Here is a 25,078-nt window from a genome sequence, read left to right as displayed (position 1 = left end):
TCTCTACCCCGTCAGGAGTCCGTCCGACATGACGCAGTCCCCCGCCGTGCGCACCTCCGGCCGCTCCGGTCCGGTCCGCATCGGCGAGCGAGCCGCCCGTACCCTCGTCTCCGAGCTGGCCCGGATCAACGACCCGAAGGCCGCGCTGCTGGTCGGCGCGACGCCGGAGTCCGCGGTGCTGGCCGCGGCGATCGACGCGCTGCTGCCCGGCGACACCCTCACCCTGGTGCCCGCCGGGTCGACCTCCTCGGCGGCCCTCCGGCAGCACGTCACCGCCCAGGGCCGTTGGGTGGCCGACCGGGTCCGCGTCGTCGACACCCTGGCCGAGGCCGAGCCCGCCGCGGTCGTCGTCGCCGGGGAGCCGCTCACCGGCACGGCCGACGAGACCCGCGCCGCCGTCGAGGGCCTGACGAAGTACCTCGCCGACGGCGCGGTGCTGAGCGTGGCCACGACCGCCACGCCGGGGCGTACCGCGGGCGCGGCCACCGAGCTGGACCGGCAGGGCGCGCTGTACGGCGTCGGCGTCGACCTGGTGCTGCGCAACACGCCGCCGCTGCGGGTGTACCGGCTCCGCTTCACCCCGGCCGACGCCGCGTCGGCGGCCCGGCTGGCCCCGGCGCACCGCCCGTCCAGCGTCCCGCTGACCCGCGGCATGCACATCGACTCCAACGGGGTGGCCGCCGCCGGCATCGCGCTGGGCCTGGCCGCGGTGGCCCGGGCGACCCGGCCGAAGTCGAAGCTCTGGCTGCTCCCGGCCCTGGCCGCCGCGCCGGTGGCCGCCTTCTTCCGGGACCCAAACCGCGACGTGCCGGAGGACCCGTCGGCGGTGGTCGCCTCGGCCGACGGCCGGGTGCTCTCCGTGCAGCGGCTGCACGACGAGCGCTTCGGCGAGGGCGAGTGGCTGCGGATCGCGGTCTTCCTGTCGGTGCTGGACGTGCACGTCAACCGTGCTCCGGTGGCCGGCAAGGTGGTCGACTACTTCGTCGCCGACGGTGGCTTCGCCAACGCGATGAAGCCGGCGGCGGAGCACAACGTGGCGGCGTACACGGTGCTGGACACCGCGCACGGCACGGTGGTCGTGGCGCAGCGCACCGGCCTGATCGCCCGGCGGATCGTGCAGCGGGCGCCGATCGGCGCGCTGCTGGCCCGGGGTGAGCGCTTCGGCCTGATCCGGTTCGGCTCGCGCACCGACGTCTACCTGCCGGCCGACGCGGCGGAGCCGTTGGTCGGCCCCGGGGACAAGGTGGTCGGGGGCGCGACCGTCATCGCCCGCTGGCGCTGAGGGACGACACGCAGAAGGGGCGCCGCGGATCGCGGCGCCCCTTCTCGCGTACGTGGCTCAGGCGGTGCGGCGCTGACGCAGCCAGAGCACCGGGCCGCTGACCAGGTAACCGACCACGATCAGGGCGAAGGTGAGCCGGATGTCGATCAGCGCGCCGATCACCGGGGCCAGCCACAGCCACGGCGGAAGCTTCACCAGCCGCGCGAGCTTCGCGTAGGGGAAGCTGGAGACCATGGCGAAGGCGAGCAGTGCCACGCCGGCGACCAGGACGATGCCCGGCACGGGCAGCCCGATGGCGACGGTCAGGGCGAGCACGGCGGCCGCCATGGTGGTGGGCACGCCGCAGAAGAACCTGCCGTCCTTCGGCGAGACGTTGAACCGGGCGAGCCGGATCGCCGCGCACGCCGCCACGAGGGCGCAGGCCACCGCGGCGGCCGGTGTGGAGACCGAGCCGGCCAGCGAGGCGTAGACCACCACCGGGGCGGCGAGGCCGAACGAGCACATGTCGGCCAGCGAGTCCATCTGCGCGCCGAACGGGCTGGCCACGCCGAACTTGCGGGCGAGCGCGCCGTCGAGGCCGTCGAAGACGACGCAGGCGATCAGGCAGAGCGCGGCGACGCGCACCTCGCCCTGCATGGCCAGGAAGATGGCCAGCATGCCGAGCATCAGGCTGCTGAGCGTGCAGGCGTTGACCACCGCGAACTTCATCCGGCGGGCGAGGGTGCGCTCGCCGGGAAGCAGCGGGATCGACATCGCCGGCTCGTCGACCGGTGTCGTGGGGCCGAGGGCGGGGCTGACCGGGACGATCGAGGCGACCTCGGCGCGCTCGACCCGGGGCAGCCCGTAGCGGCGGCGCGGCCGGTCGGCGTAGCGGGGCTCGGGCATCGAGAGGTCGCTGCCTCCGTGCAGGTCACCGTCGCGGCGCCCCACTCGAACCAGCAGCACCTGCCGGGCGAGCGAACTGCTGCGGCGCAACGGGCCCGCCCAGCGACGCCCTGCGGGACGCGGACTGTCAGTGGTACGACGCCGGCGCCATGGGGCTCTCGGCACGTTTCCTCCATCACCGGATCGGCTGACCGCCGCGAGGGCGGGTGTCCGGCTGTCTCGTGCCGGACCTTTCTGGCCCGGCAGCCGTTTTGCGGAGTACACCATCGCATAGGGGAACGGGGGTTGGCGATAGCTGCCGGCGGTACTTATATCTGGTCCAACCGCGCGAACCGCTCTCTTATTCCCATCCCGGGCTCCATCGCCCGTTTCCTCCACCAACCCCACATCGAATGTACCGGACCCCGTCCCCGCCGGCTCGGCGAGCGGGCGCCGGGGGCACCGATGTCCGGTTACGGACGATCGCCGGCGGGGCCCGGCCCAGCGCCGGGCCGGCGATCTACGGACGATCGTCGGCGGCGGCCCCGGCCAGCGCCAGGGCGGCGATCTCGGTGAGCGGCAGGCCGGCGAGCTGCCCGGGCGTGAACCAGCCCGCGCGGGCGGTGGAGCCGCCGGCGAGCTCGGTCACCCGCGGCTCGGTGGGCGCGTCCACCGCCACCCGGTAGACCACCCGGATGCCGTGCCAGTCGAGCGGGCGCCCCTCCGGACCCCACGCGGCCGGGTTGTGCAGGTTGTCGACGCCGATCAGCTCGACCACCCGACCGAGCTGGCCGGCCTCCTCGACCAGTTCGCGCAGCAGCGCGGCGACCGGCTGCTCGCCGTGGTCGGTCCCGCCACCGGGCAGGTGCCACCGGCCGGCGCCCGGATAGCCGTCGGCGATCATGGTGAGCAGCACCCGGCCGGCGGGGTCGGTGACCAGGCCGTACGCCCCGAAGCGCTGCCTGCGGTCGGCCGGGGGCGCGGTGGCCGGCCCCGCCGCCGGCGAACGGGGCAGATCCGGCGGCAGCGGCGACACGGGAAGGCCGAGCAGCTCGGCGGTGAACGGCATCAGCGGCACCGTGGCCGCCTCGGCGGTCGTGAACCAGGCCACCTCGTCGCTGCCGCCGGCCTGCTCCGGCCGCGGTTCGCCGCCCCGCGCGGCGACGTCGAAGACCACGCGGTCGGTGTGCACCGCGACGTCGGCGTCACGGAAGGTCGTCACGTCGGCGAGCACGGCCCGCAGCCCGGTGACCTCGACCGTGAGGCCGGTCTCCTCCGCGAACTCGCGGACCACCGCGTGCGCCGGGTGCTCGGCGTGCTCGAGCCCGCCCCCGGGAATCTGCCAGACCCCCGGGAACGGGCACGAGCCGGAGCCCCGGGCCAACAACACCCGCCCGTCCGAGCCCCGACACACCCCGTACGCGCCGACCCGCCGCCGTCGTTCCACCCGCCCGCACTCCCCCGCCCGCGCCGACCCGTTCCGTCGATCATGAGGTTAGCCGCAGCGGCTCCGGCGTGTCGCCCGGTCAACCTCATGATCGACGAACCGGGGGGCGGGGCCGGGGCGGGTGGGGGTCAGGCCAGGCGGGCGGCCTGGACGGCTTCCGCAGTCACCTCGGTCAGCCGGTCGGTGGGGAGGGCGCCCAGCTCGTCGCGGGCGAACCAGCGGGCCTCGCAGGTGGAACCGCCGACGTCGGCGACGGTGGGCGGAGCCGGCTTGTCGACCACGACCCGGTAGAAGGCGCGCACGCCGTGCCAGTCGATCGGGTAGCCCTCCGGGCCGAGCGAGGCGGCGTCGCGGTGGCTGGCCACGCCGAGCAGCTCGACGAGGCGACCGTTCTGCCCGGTCTCCTCGACCAGTTCCCGGATCAGGGCGGCGCCGGGCTGCTCGCCGTAGTCGGTGCCGCCGCCGGGCAGGTGCCAGCAGCCCGCGCCCGGATAGCCGTCGGAGACCCGGGTGAGCAGCACCCGCCCGTCCGGGTCGGTCACCACCGCGTACGCGGCGAAGCGCTGGGCCCGGTGCAGCCCGTCGGGGCCCGGCACGGCGTAGAAGGAGGGGAACTCCGGCGCCTCGTCCGGAACGATGTCGGCGGACGAGGCGGGCAGGCCCAGGGCCCGCGCGGTGAACGACCGCAGCGGCAGCTCGCGGGCCTCCTCCGGGGTGAACCAGCGGGCCAGGTCGGTCGGCCGGTCGACCCGGTCGGCGAGCGTCCCGCCCCGCACCGAGACCTGGAAGATCAGGCGGTCGGTGTGGATGGTGATGCCCCGCTCCGGCAGCGCCCGCATGTCGGCGAGCACGTCGTGCAGGCCCGCGACGGTGACGGAGAGGCCGGTCTCGGCGGCAGTCTCCCGGACGACGGTGTGGTGCGGGTCCTCACCGTGGTCGACCGCCCCGCCGGGCAGCGACCACGTGCCGGGGGTGCCGGAGCGCTCCGATGCGCGGACCAGCAACACCCGGCCGACTGAATCAGCACAAACTGCGTATGCCGCGATCCTGCGGAGCGGCTCCAGCATGGTGGTCACGGGGCCAAATTCTCCCCGGCCCGGGTTACCTCCATCGAAAAGAGTCAGATTCCTGACTGAAATCTCGCCCCTCAGGGGCAGGTCAGGGTAGGGATCCGGGCGGTCACCGAGGCCGGCCCGCCGACCGGCGCGGACCGTGGAGGCATGACCTACACCACCCCTCCCCGCCCCCCGTACAAGCAGCTCCGTCGCCCCGTGACGGACCGGATGATCGCCGGGGTCGCCAGCGGCCTCGGCCGGTACTTCGCCGTCGACCCCACCCTGGTCCGGGTGGTCTTCGCGGTCGCCGGCCTGCTCACCGGCGGGCTCGCGCTGCTCGCGTACCCGATCATGTGGTTCCTGATGCCCGAGGAGCCGGCCGACGCGCCCGCCTGGCCGCACCCGGCGCAGGCCGCGCCGTCCACGGCGGCGCAGCCGACCGTGGCGCAGCCGACGCCGCCGACCTACCCGCCGGCGGCGTGAGGCGGGATCACTCCCACTCGATGGTGCCCGGCGGCTTGCTCGTCACGTCCAGCACGACGCGGTTGACCTCGGCGACCTCGTTGGTGATCCGGGTGGAGATCCGCGCCACCACCTCATAGGGCAGCCGGGACCAGTCGGCGGTCATCGCGTCCTCGCTGGAGACCGGCCGCAGCACCACGGGATGCCCGTAGCTGCGGCCGTCACCCTGCACCCCGACGCTGCGCACGTCGGCCAGGAGCACCACCGGGAACTGCCAGACGCCCCGGTCCAGGCCGGCGGCGGTGAGCTCCTCCCGGGCGATCAGGTCGGCCTGGCGGAGCAGGTCGAGCCGCTCCCGGTCGACCGCGCCGATGATCCGGATGGCCAGGCCGGGACCGGGGAACGGGTGCCGCCACACCATCGCCTCCGGCAGGCCCAGCTCCAGGCCGAGCGCCCGGACCTCGTCCTTGAACAGCGTGCGCAGCGGCTCGACCAGCGCGAACCTCAGGTCCTCGGGCAGGCCGCCGACGTTGTGGTGGCTCTTGATGTTGGCGGTGCCGGTGCCGCCGCCGGACTCCACCACGTCCGGGTAGAGGGTGCCCTGGACGAGGAACTCGACGTCGCCGTGGGCGGCGATCTCCCGCGCTGCGGCCTCGAAGACCCGGATGAACTCCCGGCCGATGATCTTGCGCTTCTGCTCCGGGTCGGTCACCCCGGCCAGGGCGCCGAGGAAGCGATCCTGTGCGTCGACCACCTTGAGCTTGATGCCCGTGGCGGCGACGTAGTCCTTCTCCACCTGCTCGGCCTCGCCGGCGCGCAGCAGGCCGTGGTCGACGAAGACGCAGGTCAGCTGGTCGCCGACGGCCTTGTGCACCAGCGCGGCGGCGACGGCCGAGTCGACCCCGCCGCTCAGGCCGCAGATGACCTCCTTGTCGCCGACCTGCTCGCGGATCCGGGCGACCTGCTCGTCGATGATGTTCTCGGGCGTCCAGGTCGGCTCGATGCCGGCGATGTCGTACAGGAAGCGGCGCAGCATCTCCTGGCCGTGCGCGGTGTGCCCGACCTCCGGGTGGAACTGCACGCCGGCCCGGCGGCCGGCCACGTCCTCGAACGCGGCGACCGGCGCGCCCGCCGACTCGGCGGTCACCGTGAAGCCCGCCGGGGCCTCGGTCACGCAGTCGCCGTGGCTCATCCAGACCGGCAGGTCGTCCGGCAGTTCGCGCAGCAGCACCCCGGCCTCCGGGCGGGCGCGCAGGGGGGTGCCGCCGTACTCGCGGTTGCCGGTGCGGGCCACCGTGCCGCCGAGCGCCTGGGCCATCGCCTGGAAGCCGTAGCAGATGCCGAAGACCGGCACCCCGGAGGAGAACATGCCGGCGTCGATCTGCGGGGCGCCCGGCGCGTAGACGCTGGACGGGCCGCCGGAGAGGATGATCGCGGCCGGGTCCTTCGCCAGCATCTCGGCGACCGGCATCGAGTGCGGCACGATCTCCGAATAGACCTTGGCCTCACGCACCCGACGCGCGATGAGCTGGGCGTACTGGGCTCCGAAGTCCACCACGAGGACGGGGCGAGGCGTGCTCATGGCAGCAAATCCTACCGACGACGCTGGCGCGGCCCCCGCCGGTCCGTCACCGCGCCCCCGCGGTGATCCCTCCGCGGGGGCGGGCGACGTCGTCCTCGACCGCCGGGGTGTACCCCTCGGCGACGCTGACCTTGCGCGCGATGACGCTGAGCAGCACGCCGTACACGACCTTGGAGGTGATGTCGGCCACCGTGTAGGTGATCTGTCGCGCCACCACCCCGTCGGCGGAGTCCCACATCGCCGGCATCAGATAGGCGCCCGGATAGAGCATCCAGGAGGCCAGCACCAGCCACCAGACGGCCCGGGCGAGGTTCCGGGCCGGCTCGGGCAGCCGGGCCAGGCTGCCGAAGATCACCCGGGCCACCAGGGCGAGCAGGAACAGGAAGAACGCCGTGCTGACGAGGCCCCAGACCCAGTACGGGGGCGAGCGGTCCACCTCGTGGAACTGCCCGGCGTAGCCGGCGTAGATCATCCCGAGGCCGCCGACCACGAACATCGTCCAGTTCAGGTGGAACGCCCGACCGGTGACCCCGAGCACGATGAGCAACTGGATCAGCAGGACAGGGACGTCGATCGCCCAGTTCATGTACCGGTAGCCGTTGGAGAAGAGAACGTCCGACTGGACGTAGGCCGTCCCGTTCCACGTGAACGCCTGGCCCCAGCGTTCCGAGAGCACCCACAGCTCGAAGAAGGCCGACACCATCACCACGGCGGAGAGCACCGATGCGAGCTGGTAGCGCGGTGCCGCCGAGCTGCGGTTCGCGAGGAAGTAGACCAGCCCGGCAGCCATCACCGCGTAGCCCAGCGTGAACACGTGGGACACCAGCGTGTACTGGACGACGTTGTAACCGAACAGGTTCTCGACGTTCACGGTGACCTCACGGCTTTCCCACAGCGGAACCGACGCCATTAGCCGCATAAGAGGCTTTTGACGCGTATAGGTTATCCGTACCAGTCGGCACCGGGTTCCCGAACGAGATCTCCACCGGCTCGGTGGCAGCGGTGTCCCGGCGGGCGCCCGGGTCGTCGGAACCGGCAGCCGGGCGGACAGGGTGCCGCCTGGGAGTCGGCCGAGGAGTCAGCATGACCGAGTGGTGGCTGTGGATGTACGTCGCCGCCATGGCGGGCGGGGTCGTGCTGTTCACCCGCTGGCGCGCGGACCCGCGGGGCGTCCCGCTCAGCGAGTACCGGGTGGCGATCGCCATCCCGCTCTGGTCCGGCTGCTGGTACCTGGTCATGGCGCTGGGCGGCGGCCGCACGGAGGTGGCCGGCCACACGCTCTACTGGGCGCGGTACGTCGACTGGGTGGTCACCGCCCCCCTGTTGCTGGTGGCCCTGATGCTGACCGCGACGCACTCCCTGCCCGGGCGCTGCTGGCGGCTGATGGGCGTCCTCGCCGGGGCGAACGTGCTGGTGATCCTCAGCGGCCTGCTCGCCGACCTCGCGGCCGACACCATGCTCCGCTACACCCTGTACGCGATCGGGGTGCTGGCCCTCCTCACGATCTATGGCCTGGTCTGGGGACCGCTGCGCGCCCACGCGCACCGCCAGCCGGAACGGATCGCGGCCGTGTACACGGAGGCCGCCCTGGTGCTCAGCGCGCTCTGGGCGGGCTATCCGCTGTTCTGGCTCCTCGGCCCGTCCGGTGTCGGCCTGCTCGGTTCCACCACCACCAGCCTGCTCCTCGTCGTGCTCTCCATCCTGTCGAAGGTGGGCTGGAGCATCCTCGATCTCGGTCGGCTACGCGCCCTGTCCGCCCGTGGTGAGCTCACCGTCGTCTGACCCGGTCACCGGGGCCGGCCCCTCGGTGCCGGTGGCGGACGGCCGGGCGCCCACCCGACTCCGGCGGTCGCCTCCGCGCGTGACCGGCGCGGCGGCCGGCCCGCGGCGGCCGGACCGGTTGCTGCGGCGCGCCGGGACCGCCTCGCAGTTCGCGCTCGGCGGGCTGCTGGCGACGTCCCCGCTGATCGGCGCCGCCGGGCTGGGCGACGCGCCCGCGTTCCTGGTCGCGGGGCTGCTCCTCGGGCTCCCGCACGGCGCGGTCGACCATCTCGTGCCCGCCTGGCTGTCGGCGCGCGCCCGGCCGCCGTCGGCGCGTGTGGCGCTGCTGGTGGTCTACACCGCCCTGGCCGGGGCCGGGCTGGCGGCCTTCCGGGCCGCGCCGGGTCCGGCGCTGGTCGGGTTCCTCGTCGTGTCGGTCGTCCACTTCGGCACCGCCGACGTGGCGTTCCAGGCCGAGCGGGACCGCCGGCCGGTCCGGGCGGGGGTGACGGCCGTGCTCGCGTACGGCGGGCCGCCCGTCGTCGTCCCGTTGGCGCTGTGGCGGGACCAGGTCGACCCGTTGCTGGCGGCGGTGGCCCCTCGGGCACCGGCGCTGCTCACCGTCGAGGTGCGGGCGCTGGCGCTGGCCGCCGTGCTGTGCGCGGTCGCGGTCACCGCGATCCGGGACGTCCGCGCCGGCCGCGCCCGCGACGCCGTCGAACCCGTCCTCCTCGCCGGGCTGTTCGGCACGGTGCCGCCGGCCCTGGCCGTGGGGGCGTACTTCGCGGCCTGGCACTCGTTCCGCCACGTCGCCCGGTTGCTGCGGCACGACCCGCGCAACACGGCCGACCTGACGGCCGGGCGGGTCGCACCGCCGCTGCGCCGCTTCGCCCGGCAGGCGGCGGCTCCCACGGTGGTGGCCGTCGCCGCCCTGGTCGCCCTGGTCGCCTGGCCCGGCCACGGGGTGGACCCGCTGCCCGCGACGTTCGCCGTGCTGGCCGCGCTGACCGTCCCGCACGCGGTGCTGGTCGCCTGGGCGGACCGCCGCGGGCCCGGGCCCGCCCGCCGGGCGGATCGACCCCGCCGGGGTCACACACGCCGGACCGGCTGACCCCGCCGGGCCCTGGTTACGTCCGCAGGGCGCCGGGGGCGTCGGCCGGCACCGCCGGGCGGCGCGGTGGCACCGGCTCCAGCCGGCGGTACGGCTCGCCGAGCGGCGGTCTCGGGTCCTCGTCGCCCTTGTTGGGCCAGAAGGACATCGCGCGTTCCGCCTGGGCGGTGATGGTCAGCGACGGGTTCACCCCGAGGTTCGCCGAGACCGCCGCGCCGTCGACCACGTGCAGCCCCGGGTGGCCGAACACCCGGTGCCACGGGTCGATCACGCCGTCGGCCGGGGTGGCGCCGATGACCGCCCCGCCGAGGAGGTGCGCCGTCATCGGGATGTCGAACGGCTCGGTCAGCGCGCCGCCGGGCGTACCGCCGATCTCCTCGGCCAGCAGGCGGGCCGCCTGGTTGCCGGCCGGGATCCAGGTCGGGTTGGGCGTGCCGTGCCCCGGCCCGGAGACCAGGCGCCGGCCGAACGGGCCGCGCCGCAGCCGGGTGGTCAGCGAGTTGTCCGCTGACTGCATGACCAGGGCGATCACCGTCCGCTCCGACCAGCCGCGCACCGACAGCAGCCGGGCCGCCGTGCCGGGCTGGCGCAGCAGGGTCCCCAGCCAGCGGCGGACCCGGTGCGGCCCACCGTCGACCAGCAGCGACTGGAGCAGCCCCATCGCGTTCGAGCCCCGGCCGTAGCGGACCGGCTCGACGTGGGTCTGCGGGTCGGGGTGGAACGAACTGGTGATCGCCACCCCCTCGGTGAAGTCGAGCCCGTCCGCGCGGGCCCGCCGGCGGGGCACCGCGGCGCCCAGGATGGCCTCGGAGTTGGTCCGGGTCAGCTCGCCGAGGCGGGGCGAGAGCCCGGGCAGCGACCCCTCCGCCTTCATCGCGTGCAGCAGCCGCTGGGTGCCGAGCGCGCCGGCCGCGAAGACCACCTGGTCGGCGTGGAACACCTGCCGCCGCGCGCGCAGCCAGGCCCCGGTGCGCACGGTGTGCACCGCGTACCCGCCGCCGTCGGTGGGGCGGACCGCGGTGACCGTGGTCAGCGGGTGCACCCGCGCGCCGAGCCGCTCGGCCAGCCAGAGGTAGTTCTTGACCAGCGTGTTCTTCGCGCCGTGCCGGCAGCCCGTCATGCACGCGCCGCAGTGCGTGCAGCCGGTGCGCTCCGGCCCCGCGCCGCCGAAGTAGGGGTCGGCGGCCCGCTGGCCGGGACGGCCGATGAACACGCCGACCGGGGTGGCGTGGTAGGTGTGGCCCACCCCCATCCGGTCGGCCACCGCCCGCATCGCCCGGTCCGCACGGGTGACGAGCGGGTACGTGGTCGCGCCGAGCATCCGCTTCGCCTGGTCGTAGTGACGGGCCAGCTCGTCGCGCCAGTCGGTGACGTCGCGCCACTGCGGGTCGGTGTAGAAGGCGTCCAGCGGCTCGTAGAGGGTGTTGGCGTAGACCAGCGAGCCGCCGCCGACCCCGGCGCCGGAGAGCACCAGCACCCCGCCGCCGGTCTTCCGGTCGGCCGGGCGCAGCAGGGTGAGCCGCTGGAGGCCGTAGCAGCCGAGGCGGGGCGCCCACAGGAACCGCCGCAGCCGCCAGGAGGTCTGCGGGAACTCGTCGTCGGCGAAGCGCCGCCCGGCCTCCAGCACCCCGACCGAGTAGCCCTTCTCGGCCAACCGGAGCGCGGTGACGCTGCCGCCGAAGCCGGACCCGATGACGAGCACGTCGTACCGCATGACCGCATCATTACCGCTCGGTAGCCATCGCGCCAGCGCCCGATTTTGCGGGATCATGCTCCGGTCCGCGATCCGGAGGCGCCCGCCCGCAACTCGGCGCCCCCGTCGGGACGTTGTCATCACGGGGGTGTCGCATGACTCAGCGGACAGGGGCGCCACGCCCACGATGGGTGCTGGGGCTGGCCGCCCTCGCGGCCGTGATCCTGGTGGCCGTGGGCGCCCTGGTGGTCACCCGGCTGGTCGGCGACGACGGGCCGCCGCGCGGGGTCGGGCCGACGGGCGCCACCGGGACGCCGCAGGCGAGCCCCACCCCGAGCCCGAGTCCGAGCCCGAGTCCGAGCCCGACCGCGCCGCCGGGCGCCGGCATCACCGGCCCGCTCAACCTCCTGCTCGTCGGGGTGGACACCCGGGTCAGCGTGCCGGGCTGGGAGCCGCACGGCGACGCCGTGCTGGTGCTGCACGTGCCGAAGGGCCTCGACCGGGCGTACCTCTTCTCCCTCCCCCGCGACCTGCTGGTCGACGTCCCGGCCTTCCCGAAGGCCGGCTACCGCGGCGCGAAGACCAAGCTCACCCACGCGATGAGCTACGGCAGCCGGGTGCCCGGCAAGCCCAAGCAGCCGAGCACCGCCCAGGGGTACGAGCTGCTGCGCAGCACGGTCAGCGGCTACACCGGGCTGCGCTTCGACGCCGGCGCGGTGCTCACCTTCAACGGCTTCGACCGGCTGGTCGACTCGCTCGGCGGCGTGGACCTCTACGTCGACCAGCGGGTGGTCTCGCTGCACCGCCGCCCCGACGGCCGGCACCGGGAACCCGCGCCGGGCGGCGGGGGCTACGTCGGGCCGCAGATGGTGTACGAGAAGGGCGAGCGGCACCTCACCGGCTGGCAGGCGCTGGACTACGCGCGGCAGCGCTACATCACCGGCGGCGGCTACGCCCGGCAGCGCCACCAGCAGCAGCTGATCAAGGCGCTGGCCACGAAGATCCTCGACGAGGACCTGGCCCGGCAGCCGGAGCGCGTCCAGCAGGTGGTCGACGCGCTCGGCGACACCCTGGTCTACGCGGGCGGACCGCGCGTCGTGGACGTCGCGTACGCCCTCGGCGGGCTCACGCCGGAGAAGTTCGTGCTGGTCGACCTGCCCGGCGCGGGCGTCGGCCGCGGCAGCGCCTACCGGGGCGAGCAACTCACGCCGGCCGGCCGGAAGTTCCTCACCGAGCTGCGCGCGGGCCGGGCGGACGCCTACCTCGCCGCCAACCCGAAGCTGCGCATCACGCGCTGAGCGCCGTCCGCGTCACCGCGCCGAGCGCCGTCGGCGGTGCCGGAAGGGCGGGGGGGCTCAGCGCCGTCACAGGCGCTCGGGGCGGGCGGGGCGCTCCGTGCCGTACAGCCACTCCTCGAAGAGGTCGTCGAGCTGCGTACCCGAGACCCGCTCGGCCAGCGCGACGAACTCGGCCGTGGTCGCGTTCCCGTCGCGCTTCTGCGCCGCCCAGGTCTTCAGGATCTCGAAGAAGACCCTGTCGCCGACTGCCACCCGCAGCGCGTGCACGGTCATCCCGCCGCGCTGGTAGACCGACTCGCTGAACAGGTTCGCCGCCCCCGGCTCGCCCGGCGGCGTCCGCCACACCTGGCCGGACGAGCCGGCGTACCGGGCGTCGAACTCCTGCTGGACGGTGCGCCCGCCGTCGTGCTCGGCCCAGAGCCACTCTGCGTACGTTGCCAGGCCCTCGTTGAGCCAGATGTCCTGCCACTTCGCCAGCGACACGCTGTTGCCGAACCACTGGTGCGCCAACTCGTGGGCGACCACGCCGGTGTTCTCGCCGCCGGAGAAGAAGCTCGCGGAGTAGACCGGGCGGCTCTGCGTCTCCAGGGCGTACCGGATGCGGGCGTCGGAGATCACCACGCCGCCGTACGCCCCGAACGGGTACGGCCCGAACACGCTCTCCAGGTAGTCGGCCACCTCGACCGTGGCGGCGATCGACCGGTCCGCCGCGCCCTCGGGCAGGTCGGTGGTGACCGCGTGGAACACCGGCCGCCCCTTGTGCTCGCCCTCGGTGATCCGGAACTTTCCGACGACCACCGTGCTCAGGTAGCTCGCCATCGGGCTGCGCTCGGACCACTTCCAGGTGGTCCAGTCGCCGGCCGTGCTCTTGCCCGCCGGCACCCCGTTGCTGACCGCCGTCAGTCCCTTCGGCACGGTGATCTCGAAGTCGTAGGCGGCCTTGTCCGAGGGGTGGTCGTTGACCGGGAACCACGTGCTCGCCGACTCGGGCTGGCCGAGCGCGATCGCCCCCTCGTCGGTGTGCAGGAAGCCCCCGAGGCCGAGGGCCTCGTTGCGCAGCGGCTCCGGCTCGCCCTCGTACGCGATCTCGGCGACGAAGCCGTTGCCGGCGATCAGGCCGCGGGCCGGCGTGACCACCAGTTCGTCGCCCTTGCGGCCGTGCTTCGCCGGGGCCCCGTCCACCGTCACGGACCGCACGGTCAGCCCGGCCAGGTCCAGGTTGAACGCGGACAGGTCGCTGGTCGCCGCCGCCTGCACGGTGGTGGTCCCGGTGAGCCTGTCCTCCGCCGGGTCGTACCGCACCTTCACCGTGTAGCGGCTGACGTCGTACCCGCCGTTGCCGTAGGTCGGGAAGTACGCGTCGCCGGCGCCGGCCGCACCCGCCTTGAACTGGCGGCCGGGCGAGGCGGCGGCGGAGGTCGGGGCCGGGGCCGACTCGTCGGCCGACCCGCATCCGGCCAGCCCGAGCGTCCCGGCCAGCAGCAGGCCGGTGCCCGCGCACAGTGTCCGCCGCGACAGCGTCATCGCCTCGTCCCCTCCCTGCGCCGCCGGCTGCCCCACCGGCGACCGTGGTGGACCACTCGCGCCCGGCCGGTGCCGCTCGCCCGGGCGCATGGAGGCGACGGGGCGGGCGGGCGGTGCGGCGCCGCGTCCGGCCGCAGCCTACCGAGCGCCGGCGGAGGCCGCGTCAGGGCAGTGCGGGGGCGCTCCCGCCGACGAGCCAGGCGTCGAAGAGCGGGCGCAGGGGCTTCCCGGAGACCCGCTCGGCCAGCGCGACCAGGTCGTCGGTGGTGGCGTTGCCGCCGCGCCGCTCGGCGGTCCAGGTCCGCAGGATGCGGAAGAAGGCGTCGTCGCCGACCGTGCGGCGCAGCGCGTGCACGGCGAGCGCGCCGCGTTTGTAGACGGCCGACCCGAACAACCGGGACCGTCCGGGGTCGACGGACGGCCGGGACCAGTCGGTCGCCGCGTACTCCAGCTCGAAGTTGCGCTGCGCGGTGCGACCGCCGTCGTGCTCCTCCCACAGCCACTCCGCGTAGCTGGCGAAGCCCTCGTTGAGCCAGATGTCGCTCCACCGGCTCAGCGCCACGCTGTTGCCGAACCACTGGTGGGCCAGCTCGTGCGCGACCACGCCCAGGTTGGGCCGCCCGCCCCGGAAGAAGCCCGGCCCGTAGACCGGTCGGGACTGGGTCTCCAGCGCGTAGCCGATCCGGCCGTCGGTGACCACCACGCCGCCGTAGGAGTCGAACGGGTACGGCCCGAACCGGCTGGCCAGGAAGTCGGCGATCTCGCCGGTGCGGGCCAGCGAGGCGGCCTCCGGCCCGGTCGCCGGGAGGCTCGCCGGCACCGCCGTGACCATCGGCCTGCCGGCGTGCGTGCCGCTGTGCACCCGGTAGTCGCCGATCACCAGGGTGGTCAGGTAGCTGGCCATCGGCGCCCGCTCGGCCCAGCGCCAGGTGGTCCAGCCGTCGGCGCTGGACCTCTCCCCCGGCACCCCGTTGCTCAGCGCGGCCAGCCCGTCCGGGACGGTCACCTCGATGTCGTACGTGGCCTTGTCGGACGGGTGGTCGTTGACCGGGAACCAGGTGGCCGCCGACCAGGGCTGGCCCAGCGCGATCGCGCCGTCGGCGGTGTGCAGGAAGCCGCCGCTGCCGAGCTGCCCGTCGGCCCTCGCCGCCGGCACGCCGGAGTAGTCCACCTCGACGGTGAACCGGGCGCCCCGGGACAGCCCGTCGCGCGGGGTGACCACCAGCTCGTCGCCGTCGCGGGCGGACCCGGCCGACCGGCCGTCGACGGCCACCCGCGACACGTCCAGCCCGGCGAGGTCCAGGTTGAACCGGGACAGCCCGGTGGTCGCGGTGGCCGTGACCGCGGCCCGCCCGGCGAGCCGGTCGGTCGCCGGGTCGTAGCGGACGGCGAGCCGGTAGCCCGCGACGTCGTAGCCGCCGTTGCCGGCCCCCGGGACGTACGGGTCGGCGAGGTCGGCCGCCCCCGGCCGGAGGTCGCCCCGCTCGTCGCCCTCGGTGCAGGCCGCGAACGCCAAGGCCGCGACGACGGCGACGGCGAGCGCGGGGCGGATCCGACGGCTGGTACGACGCACCGGCCGAGCCTATCGGCGCGGCCGGTGCGGGTGGTGCCGCTTGCGCAGGTCAGCGGTCCAGGACCAGGCCGACCTTCTGGAACTCCTTGAGGTCGCGGTAGCCGCACTTGGCCATCGCGCGGCGCAGCCCGCCGAAGAGGTTGAGCTGGCCGTCCGGCTCGTCGGCCGGGCCGAAGAGCAGCTGCTCCATCGAGCCGAGCGGCTCGCCGGCGGTCTCGAACGCGCCCCGGGGCAGCGACGGGTGGCTGGCGGCGGAGTGCCACCAGGCGCCGCCGGCCGGCGCCTCCGCGCAGAGCGACAGCGGCTCGCCGAGCATCACCGCGTCCGCGCCGCAGCCGAGGGCCTTGGCGATGTCGCCCGAGGTCTGGATGTCGCCGTCGGCGATCAGGTGCACGTAGCGACCGCCGGTCTCGTCGAGGTAGTCCCGGCGGGCCGCCGCCGCGTCGGCGATCGCGGTCGCCATCGGCACCCGGATGCCCAGCACCGACTCGGTGGTGGACCACTCGTCGCCGCCGATGCCGACGATCACGCCGGCCGCGCCCGTGCGCATCAGGTGCAGCGCGGTCTTGTAGTCGGTGCAGCCGCCGACGACGACCGGGAGGTCCAGGTCGGCGATGAACTCCTTGAGGTTGAGCGGCTCGTCGGTGGTCGAGACGTGCTCGGCGGAGACGATGGTGCCCTGGATGACCAGGATGTCCACGCCGGCGTCGAGGATCACCGGGGCCAGCGCCAGGGTGTGCTGCGGGGAGACCCGCACCGCCACCGTGCCGCCGCCGGCGCGCAGCTCGCGGACCCGCTCGGCGATCAGGTCGGGGCGGATCGGCTCCGCGTACACCTCCTGGAGGCGCTTGGTGGTGCGGGCGTCCTCGTCGAGCCCGGACAGCTCCTCCAGGACCTTGGTCGGGTTCTCGTAGCGCGTCCACAGGCCCTCGACGTTGAGCACGCCGAGGCCGCCCAGCTGGCCGAGCCGGACGGCGGAGGCCGGGCTCATCGTCGCGTCCGAGGGGTGCCCGACGCAGGGGATGCCGAACTGGTAGGCGTCGAGCTGCCAGGTGGTGGAGACGTCGTCGACGTCCCGGGTCCGGCGGCTCGGCACGATGGCGATGTCGTCCAGGTGGTAGCCGCGCTGCGCGGTCTTGCCCAGCCCGATCTCGACCACGTCACGCATGGGGGACTCCAGTTGTCGCAGGGGGGATGGTCAGCGGGAGTGGTAGTTGGGCGCCTCGACCGTCATCTGGATGTCGTGCGGGTGGCTCTCCTTGAGCCCGGCCGCCGTGATCCGGATGAGCTGACCGCGGCGGTGCAGCTCGGGGATGCTCTCCGCGCCGACGTACCCCATCGCCGCGCGCAGTCCACCGGTGAGCTGGTGGGCGACCGCGGACAGCGGGCCCCGGTAGGGCACCTGGCCCTCCACGCCCTCGGGGACCAGCTTGTCCTCGGCCAGCACGTCCTGCTGGAAGTAGCGGTCCTTGGAGTAGGACTTGCCCTGGCCCCGGGACTGCATCGCGCCGAGCGAGCCCATGCCCCGGTAGGCCTTGTACTGCTTGCCGTTGATGAAGATCAGCTCGCCGGGGCTCTCCTCGCAGCCGGCCAGCAGGCTGCCCAGCATCACCGTGTCGGCGCCCGCGACGAGCGCCTTGGCGATGTCGCCCGAGTACTGGATGCCGCCGTCGCCGATCACCGGGACGCCGGCCGGCCGCGCGGCGCGCGCGGCCTCCATGATCGCGGTGATCTGCGGTACGCCCACCCCGGCGACGATCCGCGTGGTGCAGATCGCGCCCGGCCCGACGCCGACCTTCACGCCGTCGGCGCCCGCCTCGACCAGCGCCCTGGCGCCGGCGTAGGTGGCGACGTTGCCGCCGACGATGTCGATCGTCACGTCCTTCTTGAGCTGGCGGACCATGTCCAGCACGGCCCGCTGGTGGCCGTGCGCGGTGTCCACGATCAGCACGTCGACGCCCGCGTCGACCAGCGCCCGGGCCCGCTTGTAGGCGTCGTCGCCGACCCCGACGGCGGCGGCGACCCGCAGCCGGCCGGCGTCGTCCTTGGTGGCGTTCGGGTACTGCTCGCTCTTGGTGAAGTCCTTGACCGTGATCAGCCCGCGCAGCCGGCCCGAGTCGTCGACGATCGGCAGCTTCTCGACCTTGTGCCGGCGCAGCAGGTCGAGGGCGTCGTCCTTGCTCACCCCGACCGGGGCGGTGACCAGCGGGGTGCGGGTCATGATCTGGTGGACCGGGGTGGCCGGGTCGGAGACGAACCGCATGTCGCGGTTGGTGACGATGCCGACCAGCTGGCCCTCGCCGTCCACGACGGGCACGCCCGAGATGCGGTAGCGCCCGCAGAGGGCGTCGACGTCCCGCAGGGTGTCGTCGGGGCTGGCGGTCACCGGGTTGGTGATCATGCCGGACTCGGAGCGCTTCACCAGGTCGACCTGGAGCGCCTGGTCCTCCAGGGAGAGGTTGCGGTGCAGCACGCCGATGCCGCCCTGGCGGGCCATGGCGATCGCCATCCGGGCCTCGGTCACCGTGTCCATCGCGCTGGAGAGCAGCGGGATGGACAGGTCGATGTTGCGGGTCAGCTTCGTCACGGTGTTGACCCGGCTGGGCACCACGTCCGACTCGCCCGGCTGGAGCAGCACGTCGTCGAAGGTCAACCCGAGCGGAACCACCCGGGCGGAACCGGCGGGCAGCTCCGGCAGGTGGCCGCCCAGCTCGCCGCTGTCGGCGCCGGTCGGAAGATCGGTGCTGGGCGAAAATTCCACGATTGCTCCCCTGAGCTGCTCGGACGGGCTTCAGCGAGGTGGCGCGGGCGGGCACCGGCACACGCCGGGTGACGGGCGCGTCGTCCCATCGTACCCACCGACCCGGGCCGCCCCCGGCCGGTGGCGGCCCAGGTCACCGGTGGCCGGGGGCGGACGCGGCACTGGCGTTGGGTCTACGGTGAGGGGGTGCACGACGAGCCCATCGACCCCTTCAACGGCGACCCGGCCGATCCGGCCGCCGGCCTGCACGATCCGGACGACGACGCCCCGCTCGACCCGCTGACCGACGTCGAGCGGCAGGACGTGCTGGAGGATCTCGCCGACCTGGAGATCTACCAGGCGCTGCTGGCGCCGATCGGGGTGCGCGGGCTGGTCATCGAGTGCGAGGACTGCCGGGAGCCGCACTACTTCGACTGGGACCTGCTGCGGGGCAACCTGCGTCACCTGCTCAGCTCGGGCCGCCCCCGGGTGCACGAGCCGGCCTACGACCCCGACCCGGACCACTACGTCACCTGGGACTACGCCCGCGGCTACGCCGACGGGGTGCACGACACCCTGACCGAGGGCGCCGACGAGGAGCCCGAGCCCGAACGCTGAGCCGCGCCGGCGCCGCACCGGGTGCGGCTCGGGCCACCCCGCCCGGCTCCGCGCGGCGGTGCCGCTCCGGGTGAGGCGCGGGGCCGCCCGCCGGCGCCGCACCGGGTGCCGCTCGGGCCACCCCCGCCCGGCTCCGCACGCCGGGGGCCCTCGGTGGGCCGCGTCCGGACGGGTGCGGCTCAGGCCACCAGGCCGGCGCGGAAGCCGGCCGCCACGGCGTGCGCGCGGTCCCGGGCGCCGAGCTTGCGGAACAGCCGCCGGGCGTGGGTCTTCACCGTGTCCTCCGAGACGAACAGCTCCCGGCCGATCTCGGCGTTGCTCTTGCCCTCCGCCATGCCCAGCAGCACCTGGAGCTCGCGTTCGGTCAGCCCGACCTGGGACCGGCCGCCGCGCGGGCCCGACCCGCCCCGCCGCCCCGGGGGCGCGGCCTCCGCCGGCTCGTCGGCGGGCTCGGCGGGGTCGTCGCCGCGCTGCGCCGGCACCACCGTCGGGGCGCCGCCCGCGCCGTCGGGGGTCGCCGTCGACCAGGTGGGACCCGGCTCGGCCGGCGACCGGCCGGCCTGGGTGGTACGGGCGGGACCGCCGACCGCCGCGGTGTCCCGGGCCGGGTCGGTGATCGGGCGCCGGGCCGCCCGGCCGGGCGCGGAGAGCAGCAGCAGGGCCTTGGCGACCGCGCTGGTCAGGTCGTGGTCGACGCCCTGGATGAGGCCCCGGGCACCCGCGCTGATGGTGGCTGCGGCCGCCTCCGACTCCTCCGTGCCGAGCAGCAGCACGGAGGCCTGCGGCGCGCGGGCGAGCACCCGCCGGACGAAGCCCGCGCTGTCCGGCCGGGTGAGGGCCGTGTCGGCGAGCACCACGTCGGCCGGGCGCTCGGCCAGGCGCAGCATCACCTCGGGATCGGAGACGGCCGTCCGCACCGCCGCGGACAACCCGAGCCGTGCCGCCGCGGATGCCAGATGCTGCGCCGCGAGCGGTGTCCGAACGCACACGAGAACCGTACGCACAGTGGTCTCCTCTCCGCCCAGAAGCAGACCATGACCGGGTCGGGTCGCGAGGGGGTTCCGGCAATCCCCCGAACTTTTCCGACAAGTAGGGCATATGCCGCCAGTTGCCGGAAGTTTTCGATCACAGGTGTGTGAGCGGGCGACGGCCCGGGTACGGAGGTGCCAGGCCGGAAACGGCGCGCCTGCGCGGACCGTCGCCCGGACGCCGATTCACCAGGATCTGCGCGGTGCCGCGCGGGAGGAGGGGTGCTGATGTCGAACGTACGCAGACTGCCCGGACCCATCGTCGACCTCTGGGACTGGCAGCGGCTCGGTGCCTGCCGGGGCCGGGACAGCGCGCAGTTCTTCCACCCGGACGGCGAGCGCGGCTCGTCCCGCCTGCGCCGGGAGTCCGGCGCCAAGGCCGTCTGCCGCGCCTGCCCGGTCCGGGCCGAGTGCGCCGCCCACGCCCTGGCCGTCCGCGAGCCGTACGGCGTGTGGGGCGGATTCAGCGAGTCGGAGCGGCTGCGGCTGCTCGCCGTGGGCTGGGAGGACCTCGCCGACCGCCGCCAGAGCCGGGTCGACGTGGCTCGCCTGGAGGCCCGCCTGGGCCAGCCGCACCGGTCGACCGTCCCCGCCCAGCGCAAGATCGCCTGAGCCGGCAGCCCTCGAAGACCACACCGACGCCGCGTCCCCGCCCGGGGACGCGGCGTCGCGGCGTTCCGGGCGTGGGCACCGCTCCCGGAGGCGCGGGAGGGCGTTCAGCGCACCGTCACGGTGACGCGGTGCCAGCCGGTGGCGCCGTCCGGGGCGACCGCCTGCCGCCGCCCGGTCTGCGTCTCGCCGGTGGCGTCGGTCGCCCGGACGGAGAGGGTGTGCTCGCCCGGGGTGGCGTCCCACCGCCAGGACCACTGCACCCAGGTGTCCACCGAGACCACCGCGGCCAGCTCCGCCTCGCGCCACGGCCCGTCATCGACGCGTACCTCGACGCGGCGGATGCCGCGGTGCTGCGCCCAGGCCACCCCGGCCACCGTCACGGCGCCGGCGGTGAGCCGGTTGCGCGGGCGGGGCGTGTCGATCCGCGACTGGGTCTTCACCGGCCCCTGCGCCGACCAGCCGCGCGGCACCCAGTACGCGTCGAAGTCCGCGAAGCTGGTCAGCTCCAGCTCGGTCACCCACTTGCAGGCCGACACGTACCCGTAGAGGCCGGGCACCACCATCCGCGCGGGGAAGCCGTGCTCCACCGGCAGCGGCTCGCCGTTCATCCCGACCGCCAGCAGCGCGTCCCGCCCGTCCCGGAGCACGGCGGTCGGCGTGCCGCAGGTCCACCCGTCCACCGAGCGGCCGACGACCTGGTCGGCGCCCTCCTCCGGCCCGGCCTCGTCGAGCAGCTCCCGGATCGGCACGCCCAGCCAGCGCGCGTTGCCGACGAGGTCCCCGCCCACCTCGTTGGAGACGCAGGCGAGGGTGACGTACCGCTCGACCATCGGACGGGCGAGCAGGTCGGCGAGGCTCAGCTCGATCTCGTTGCGCACCCGGCCGTGGATGCGCAGCCGCCAGGTCTCCGGGTCCACCTGGGGCACCACCAGCGCGGTGTCGATCCGGTAGAAGCCGAAATTCGGCGTGACGTACGGGGCGAGCTGGGTCAGCGACAGGTCCGCCCCGGCCGGCACCGCCGGGGCGGGCGCCGCCGGCGCGGGCAGCACGACCGCCTCCCGGGCCGCCGACACCCCCCGCCGGCCGGCGAGCCAGCGACCGCCGAGCCCGGCCACCCCGGCCGCGCCGACCAGGAGTCCCGCCCCGGTCAGGAACCGGCGCCGCGACGCCGGGTCGCTGGGCTCCAACGGCTGCGGGGGCGCGGCGACGGCGGCCGGCGAGGTGGGCTCCTCGGCACGCGATGCCGTGTGCCGTTCGCCGATCGGCGGTGTGGGCCCCTCGCCGATCAGCGGTGTGGGCCCCTCGGCGGCCGCTGGCGTGGGCCCTTCGGCGGGCGGTGGCGTGGGCCCCTCGGCGGGCGGTGGCGTGGGCCCCTCGGCGGGCGGTGGCGTGGGCCCTTCGGCGGGCGGTGGCGTCGGCGGGGACCAGGGCCACGGGTCGAGTTCGAGCGGGCCGGCGACGAAGGCCCAGAGCACCGCCGCCCCGAGCCCGGCGCCGACCAGCGAGGGCAGCGCGTCGGTGGGGCCGGCGCCGGCCCGGGTCACGGCGGCGGCCACGCCGAGCGCGGCGAAGGCCGCGATGCCGGCGAGGCCGATCGCCAACCGGCGCAGCGACAGCACGCCGAGCAGCGCGGCGAAGGCGGCGAGCAGCAGGCCCGTCCCGACCAGCAGCGCGATCTTGTCGTACGTGCCGAAGAGGGCGATGCCGAGCTGCTTGAGCGGCTCGGGCACCGTGTCGACCACCAGCCCCCCGACGGCGACCAGCGGCGCCGAACGGGGACCGGTCAGCACCGCCACCAGCTCGGCGGAGCCGATCGCCACCGCGGCGGCGGTGACCCCGGCCAGGGCGGCGTACCCGCGCGTCGTGCTGCTCATCGGGCCAGTGTTTCCGATGCACCGGCCGGCCGGTAGTCGCGCCGGCGCCCGCAAAGGCGTCGGGGCGCACCGTCACGCGGACGGTGCGCCCCGACGAGGCGTACGGCGAGGGTCAGAAGCCCGGGCCGTGCTGGTGGCCGTGGCCGTGGCTGTGGCCGTGCCCGCCGGCGGCGGCCGGCTCGGCCTTCTCCGGCTTCTCCACCACGAGGCTCTCCGTGGTGAGCAGCAGGCCGGCGATCGACGCGGCGTTGGTGACCGCGTTGCGGGTCACCTTCACCGGGTCGACGATGCCGGACTTCACCAGGTCGACGTACTCGCCGGTGGCGGCGTCGAGGCCGTGGCCCCACTCCTTGCCGGCGACCTTGTTCACGACGACGTAGCCGTCGTGGCCGGCGTTCTGGGCGATCCAGCGCAGCGGCTCGACCAGCGCCTTGCGCACGATCGAGACGCCGACCTTCTCGTCACCGGTGAAGCCGAGGTCGTCGTCGAGCACCGACAGGATCTGCACCAGGGCGGCGCCGCCGCCGGGGACGGTGCCCTCCTCGACCGCGGCCTTGGTCGCGGCGATCGCGTCCTCGATGCGGTGCTTGCGCTCCTTCATCTCGACCTCGGTCGCGGCGCCGACCTTGATGACCGCGATGCCGCCGGAGAGCTTGGCCAGCCGCTCGGCGAGCTTCTCCCGGTCCCAGTCGGAGTCCGAGGCCTCGATCTCCTTGCGGATCTGCGCGACCCGGTCGGCGACCTCGCTCGACTTGCCACCACCGTCGACGACCGTGGTGTTCTCCTTGTCGACCACGACGCGCCGGGCGGTGCCGAGCACCTCCAGGCCCACCTGGTCGAGCTTGTAGCCCAGCTCGGGCGCGACCAGCTCGGCGCCGGTGAGGATCGCCATGTCCTGGAGCATCGCCTTGCGCCGGTCACCGAAGCCGGGGGCCTTGACCGCGCAGACCTTGAGGGTCTTGCGGATCGAGTTGACCACCAGCGTCGACAGCGCCTGCCCGTCGACGTCCTCGGCGATGATCAGCAGCGGCTTGCTGTTCTGGAGGACCTTCTCCAGCAGCGGCAGCAGCTCCTCGATCGCCGAGATCTTCTGGGTCGTGATCAGGATGTACGGGTCCTCCAGGACCGACTCCTGCGACTCCATGTCGGTGACGAAGTTCGGCGAGATGAAGCCCTTGTCGAACTGGAGACCCTCGGTCACGTCCAGCTCGGTGTGCAGGGCGGAGCCCTCCTCGACGGTGATGACGCCGTCGCGGCCGACCTTCTCCATCGCCTCGGCGATCAGCTCGCCGATCGTGGCGTCCTGCGCGGAGATCGTCGCGACGTGCGCGATCGACTTCTTGTCGGCGACCTCGACCGCGCGGCCGAGCAGCGCCTCGGAGACCTTGGCGGCCGCCGCGTCGATGCCCCGCTTGAGGCCGGCCGGGTTGGTGCCGGCCGTGACGTTGCGCAGGCCCTCGCGGACCATCGCCTGGGCCAGCACGGTGGCGGTGGTGGTCCCGTCGCCGGCGACGTCGTTGGTCTTGGTCGCCACCTCCTTGACCAGCTGCGCACCGAGGTTCTCGTAGGGGTTGGTGAGCTCGATCTCCTTGGCGATGGTCACGCCGTCGTTGGTGATCGTGGGCACACCGAACTTCTTGTCCAGGACGACGTTGCGCCCGCGCGGGCCGAGGGTGACCTTGACCGCGTCCGCGAGGGCGTTGACACCGTGCTCGAGCAGGTGTCGGGCGTCGTCCGAGAAGCTCAGGATCTTCGCCATGAATGTCCCTTCGAAGCGACGTCGCCCCGGCCCGGCGAGCCGGACCGGGGCGACGACACTGATCGGTTGCTTACTTCTCGATGACCGCGAGGACGTCGCGGGCGGAGAGCACCAGGTACTCCTCGCCGGCGTACTTGACCTCGGTGCCGCCGTACTTCGAGTAGATGACGGTGTCGCCGACGGAGACGTCAACCGGGATCCGGTTGCCCTTGTCGTCGATCCGGCCCGGGCCGACAGCGAGGACGGTGCCCTCCTGCGGCTTCTCCTTGGCGGTGTCGGGGATCACGATGCCCGACGCCGTGGTGGTCTCAGCCTCGTTCGCCTGGACCAGGATCCGGTCCTCGAGCGGCTTGATCGCAACCTTGGTCGCGGTAGTCACGGGCATACCCTCCTGGGGTACTGGTTTCGTTACCGACCGGCAAGCCGGCCAGCGTCAATCTGCCACATGCCACCGGGCGGGGCCGTCGTCGCGGGTGCCGGTCCGCCTGGCGTTCAGCGCCCGGGCCACGAGGCCCGGAAGCTGGCACCCTCGGGGTGAGAGTGCTAATCGCAGGTTATTCCTCGGCTAGCACTCCGTCAAGGAGAGTGCCAACCCGCCGCCCGGCGCGTCGGGTCCGCGGACCACAATGACCGGGTGGATCTCGACCAGCTCGCCGCCCTGCGTACGCCCGAGGGGGCGGCCGCGCTCGACGCGGCCGCTGCGGTGGCCGCGCTGCTCGGCGGCGGCCCGGCGGACGTCCCCGAGCGGTACGCCACCGTCGATCCACGATCATCGGTGCCAGCACCGACACGGAC

The 25,078-nt window shown here is 74.4% G+C and carries 21 protein-coding genes and 1 pseudogene; 8 read left to right on the top strand and 14 right to left on the bottom strand.

The features are described from left to right. Positions 1-28 precede the first annotated feature (28 nt). Entirely contained in the window at positions 29-1,282 is a 1,254-nt protein-coding gene (locus AB0G08_RS00110) for a phosphatidylserine decarboxylase (protein ID WP_358080880.1), read from the top strand. Positions 1,283-1,339: 57 nt separating this feature from the next. Here AB0G08_RS00110 and AB0G08_RS00105 read toward each other — a convergent pair whose 3' ends face one another. From AB0G08_RS00105 to AB0G08_RS00095, 3 genes are all read right to left on the bottom strand, one after another. Then, the gene (locus tag AB0G08_RS00105; RefSeq protein WP_358080877.1) at positions 1,340-2,257 is read right to left on the bottom strand and encodes a CDP-alcohol phosphatidyltransferase family protein; all 918 of its coding nucleotides are present in this window, start codon (positions 2,255-2,257) and stop codon (positions 1,340-1,342) included. Positions 2,258-2,666: 409 nt separating this feature from the next. Continuing rightward, a complete protein-coding gene (locus tag AB0G08_RS00100) occupies positions 2,667-3,593 on the bottom strand; it encodes an NUDIX domain-containing protein (RefSeq protein ID WP_358080874.1) in 927 nt (308 codons plus the stop codon). Between the two features lie 128 nt (positions 3,594-3,721). After that, on the bottom strand, positions 3,722-4,669 hold the full coding sequence (locus AB0G08_RS00095) for an NUDIX hydrolase (RefSeq protein ID WP_358080871.1): 948 nt from the start codon (positions 4,667-4,669) through the stop codon (positions 3,722-3,724). A 144-nt stretch (positions 4,670-4,813) separates the two neighbouring features. On the opposite strand from AB0G08_RS00095, the gene AB0G08_RS00090 reads away from it, so the two are divergent. Further along, positions 4,814-5,131, top strand: a complete 318-nt coding sequence (locus tag AB0G08_RS00090) for a PspC domain-containing protein (RefSeq protein WP_358080869.1) — start codon at positions 4,814-4,816, stop codon at positions 5,129-5,131. Positions 5,132-5,138: 7 nt separating this feature from the next. On the opposite strand, the gene guaA is transcribed toward AB0G08_RS00090, so the two are convergent. Next, entirely contained in the window at positions 5,139-6,692 is a 1,554-nt protein-coding gene (guaA, locus tag AB0G08_RS00085; protein ID WP_358080867.1) for a glutamine-hydrolyzing GMP synthase, read from the bottom strand. A gap of 46 nt (positions 6,693-6,738) precedes the next feature. After that, a complete protein-coding gene (locus AB0G08_RS00080; protein WP_358080864.1) occupies positions 6,739-7,602 on the bottom strand; it encodes a bacteriorhodopsin in 864 nt (287 codons plus the stop codon). 173 nt (positions 7,603-7,775) lie between these two features. Here AB0G08_RS00080 and AB0G08_RS00075 point away from each other — a divergent pair, with 173 nt between their 5' ends. Further along, on the top strand, positions 7,776-8,474 hold the full coding sequence (locus AB0G08_RS00075; protein WP_358080861.1) for a bacteriorhodopsin: 699 nt from the start codon (positions 7,776-7,778) through the stop codon (positions 8,472-8,474). A gap of 79 nt (positions 8,475-8,553) precedes the next feature. Beyond that, a complete protein-coding gene (locus tag AB0G08_RS00070) occupies positions 8,554-9,564 on the top strand; it encodes a Brp/Blh family beta-carotene 15,15'-dioxygenase (protein WP_358080858.1) in 1,011 nt (336 codons plus the stop codon). A gap of 16 nt (positions 9,565-9,580) precedes the next feature. Here AB0G08_RS00070 and AB0G08_RS00065 read toward each other — a convergent pair whose 3' ends face one another. Continuing rightward, on the bottom strand, positions 9,581-11,278 hold the full coding sequence (locus AB0G08_RS00065; protein ID WP_358080856.1) for a GMC family oxidoreductase: 1,698 nt from the start codon (positions 11,276-11,278) through the stop codon (positions 9,581-9,583). A 134-nt stretch (positions 11,279-11,412) separates the two neighbouring features. Between AB0G08_RS00065 and AB0G08_RS00060 the strand changes: the two genes are divergently transcribed. Then, positions 11,413-12,555, top strand: coding sequence for an LCP family protein (locus tag AB0G08_RS00060; protein WP_358080853.1), 1,143 nt, complete (start codon positions 11,413-11,415; stop codon positions 12,553-12,555). A 66-nt stretch (positions 12,556-12,621) separates the two neighbouring features. Here AB0G08_RS00060 and AB0G08_RS00055 read toward each other — a convergent pair whose 3' ends face one another. From AB0G08_RS00055 to guaB, 4 genes are all read right to left on the bottom strand, one after another. After that, positions 12,622-14,079: a M1 family metallopeptidase gene (locus tag AB0G08_RS00055; protein ID WP_358080850.1), complete on the bottom strand. Its 1,458-nt coding sequence runs from the start codon at positions 14,077-14,079 to the stop codon at positions 12,622-12,624. A 163-nt stretch (positions 14,080-14,242) separates the two neighbouring features. After that, positions 14,243-15,652: a M1 family metallopeptidase gene (locus AB0G08_RS00050; RefSeq protein WP_358080847.1), complete on the bottom strand. Its 1,410-nt coding sequence runs from the start codon at positions 15,650-15,652 to the stop codon at positions 14,243-14,245. A 49-nt stretch (positions 15,653-15,701) separates the two neighbouring features. Next, positions 15,702-16,820, bottom strand: coding sequence for a GuaB3 family IMP dehydrogenase-related protein (locus tag AB0G08_RS00045; RefSeq protein ID WP_358080843.1), 1,119 nt, complete (start codon positions 16,818-16,820; stop codon positions 15,702-15,704). A 30-nt stretch (positions 16,821-16,850) separates the two neighbouring features. Beyond that, a complete protein-coding gene (gene guaB / locus AB0G08_RS00040) occupies positions 16,851-18,413 on the bottom strand; it encodes an IMP dehydrogenase (protein ID WP_358080840.1) in 1,563 nt (520 codons plus the stop codon). 186 nt (positions 18,414-18,599) lie between these two features. On the opposite strand from guaB, the gene AB0G08_RS00035 reads away from it, so the two are divergent. Continuing rightward, positions 18,600-19,010, top strand: coding sequence for a DUF5319 domain-containing protein (locus AB0G08_RS00035; protein ID WP_358080837.1), 411 nt, complete (start codon positions 18,600-18,602; stop codon positions 19,008-19,010). Between the two features lie 179 nt (positions 19,011-19,189). On the opposite strand, the gene AB0G08_RS00030 is transcribed toward AB0G08_RS00035, so the two are convergent. Continuing rightward, positions 19,190-20,014, bottom strand: a complete 825-nt coding sequence (locus tag AB0G08_RS00030; RefSeq protein WP_358080834.1) for a helix-turn-helix transcriptional regulator — start codon at positions 20,012-20,014, stop codon at positions 19,190-19,192. Positions 20,015-20,266: 252 nt separating this feature from the next. Between AB0G08_RS00030 and AB0G08_RS00025 the strand changes: the two genes are divergently transcribed. Then, complete coding sequence (locus AB0G08_RS00025) at positions 20,267-20,650, top strand: WhiB family transcriptional regulator (protein ID WP_089003203.1); 384 nt, start codon at positions 20,267-20,269, stop codon at positions 20,648-20,650. A 104-nt stretch (positions 20,651-20,754) separates the two neighbouring features. Here the strand turns inward: AB0G08_RS00025 and AB0G08_RS00020 are convergent, their stop codons facing one another. The 3 genes from AB0G08_RS00020 to groES all read right to left on the bottom strand — a co-directional run bounded on the left by AB0G08_RS00020 (position 20,755) and on the right by groES (position 24,668). Continuing rightward, positions 20,755-22,524: a molybdopterin-dependent oxidoreductase gene (locus AB0G08_RS00020; protein ID WP_358080831.1), complete on the bottom strand. Its 1,770-nt coding sequence runs from the start codon at positions 22,522-22,524 to the stop codon at positions 20,755-20,757. 112 nt (positions 22,525-22,636) lie between these two features. Next, positions 22,637-24,283 carry a chaperonin GroEL gene (gene groL, locus AB0G08_RS00015; RefSeq protein WP_358080828.1) on the bottom strand — a complete coding sequence of 549 codons (1,647 nt, stop codon included), beginning with the start codon at positions 24,281-24,283 and terminating at the stop codon, positions 22,637-22,639. Positions 24,284-24,353: 70 nt separating this feature from the next. Next, the gene (groES, locus tag AB0G08_RS00010; protein ID WP_121399825.1) at positions 24,354-24,668 is read right to left on the bottom strand and encodes a co-chaperone GroES; all 315 of its coding nucleotides are present in this window, start codon (positions 24,666-24,668) and stop codon (positions 24,354-24,356) included. Between the two features lie 315 nt (positions 24,669-24,983). On the opposite strand from groES, the pseudogene AB0G08_RS00005 reads away from it, so the two are divergent. After that, positions 24,984-25,078: pseudogene (locus AB0G08_RS00005) on the top strand (alpha/beta hydrolase); the annotation flags it as partial.

The organism is Micromonospora sp. NPDC023644, assembly GCF_040640115.1.
Lineage (GTDB): Bacteria > Actinomycetota > Actinomycetes > Mycobacteriales > Micromonosporaceae > Micromonospora.
The sequence above is the reverse complement of the archived record's forward strand: the minus strand, read 5'-3'. Positions and strand labels throughout refer to the sequence as shown.

Coding starts and splice junctions, on each gene's coding strand:
- AB0G08_RS00110 (WP_358080880.1), top strand. CDS start 29: ATGACGCAGTCCCCCGCCGTGCGCACCTCCGGCCGCTCCGGTCCGGTC.
- AB0G08_RS00090 (WP_358080869.1), top strand. CDS start 4,814: ATGACCTACACCACCCCTCCCCGCCCCCCGTACAAGCAGCTCCGTCGC.
- guaA (WP_358080867.1), bottom strand. CDS start 6,692: ATGAGCACGCCTCGCCCCGTCCTCGTGGTGGACTTCGGAGCCCAGTAC.
- AB0G08_RS00080 (WP_358080864.1), bottom strand. CDS start 7,602: ATGGCGTCGGTTCCGCTGTGGGAAAGCCGTGAGGTCACCGTGAACGTC.
- AB0G08_RS00075 (WP_358080861.1), top strand. CDS start 7,776: ATGACCGAGTGGTGGCTGTGGATGTACGTCGCCGCCATGGCGGGCGGG.
- AB0G08_RS00065 (WP_358080856.1), bottom strand. CDS start 11,278: ATGCGGTACGACGTGCTCGTCATCGGGTCCGGCTTCGGCGGCAGCGTC.
- AB0G08_RS00060 (WP_358080853.1), top strand. CDS start 11,413: ATGACTCAGCGGACAGGGGCGCCACGCCCACGATGGGTGCTGGGGCTG.
- AB0G08_RS00055 (WP_358080850.1), bottom strand. CDS start 14,079: ATGACGCTGTCGCGGCGGACACTGTGCGCGGGCACCGGCCTGCTGCTG.
- AB0G08_RS00045 (WP_358080843.1), bottom strand. CDS start 16,820: ATGCGTGACGTGGTCGAGATCGGGCTGGGCAAGACCGCGCAGCGCGGC.
- AB0G08_RS00025 (WP_089003203.1), top strand. CDS start 20,267: ATGTCGAACGTACGCAGACTGCCCGGACCCATCGTCGACCTCTGGGAC.
- AB0G08_RS00020 (WP_358080831.1), bottom strand. CDS start 22,524: ATGAGCAGCACGACGCGCGGGTACGCCGCCCTGGCCGGGGTCACCGCC.
- groL (WP_358080828.1), bottom strand. CDS start 24,283: ATGGCGAAGATCCTGAGCTTCTCGGACGACGCCCGACACCTGCTCGAG.
- groES (WP_121399825.1), bottom strand. CDS start 24,668: ATGCCCGTGACTACCGCGACCAAGGTTGCGATCAAGCCGCTCGAGGAC.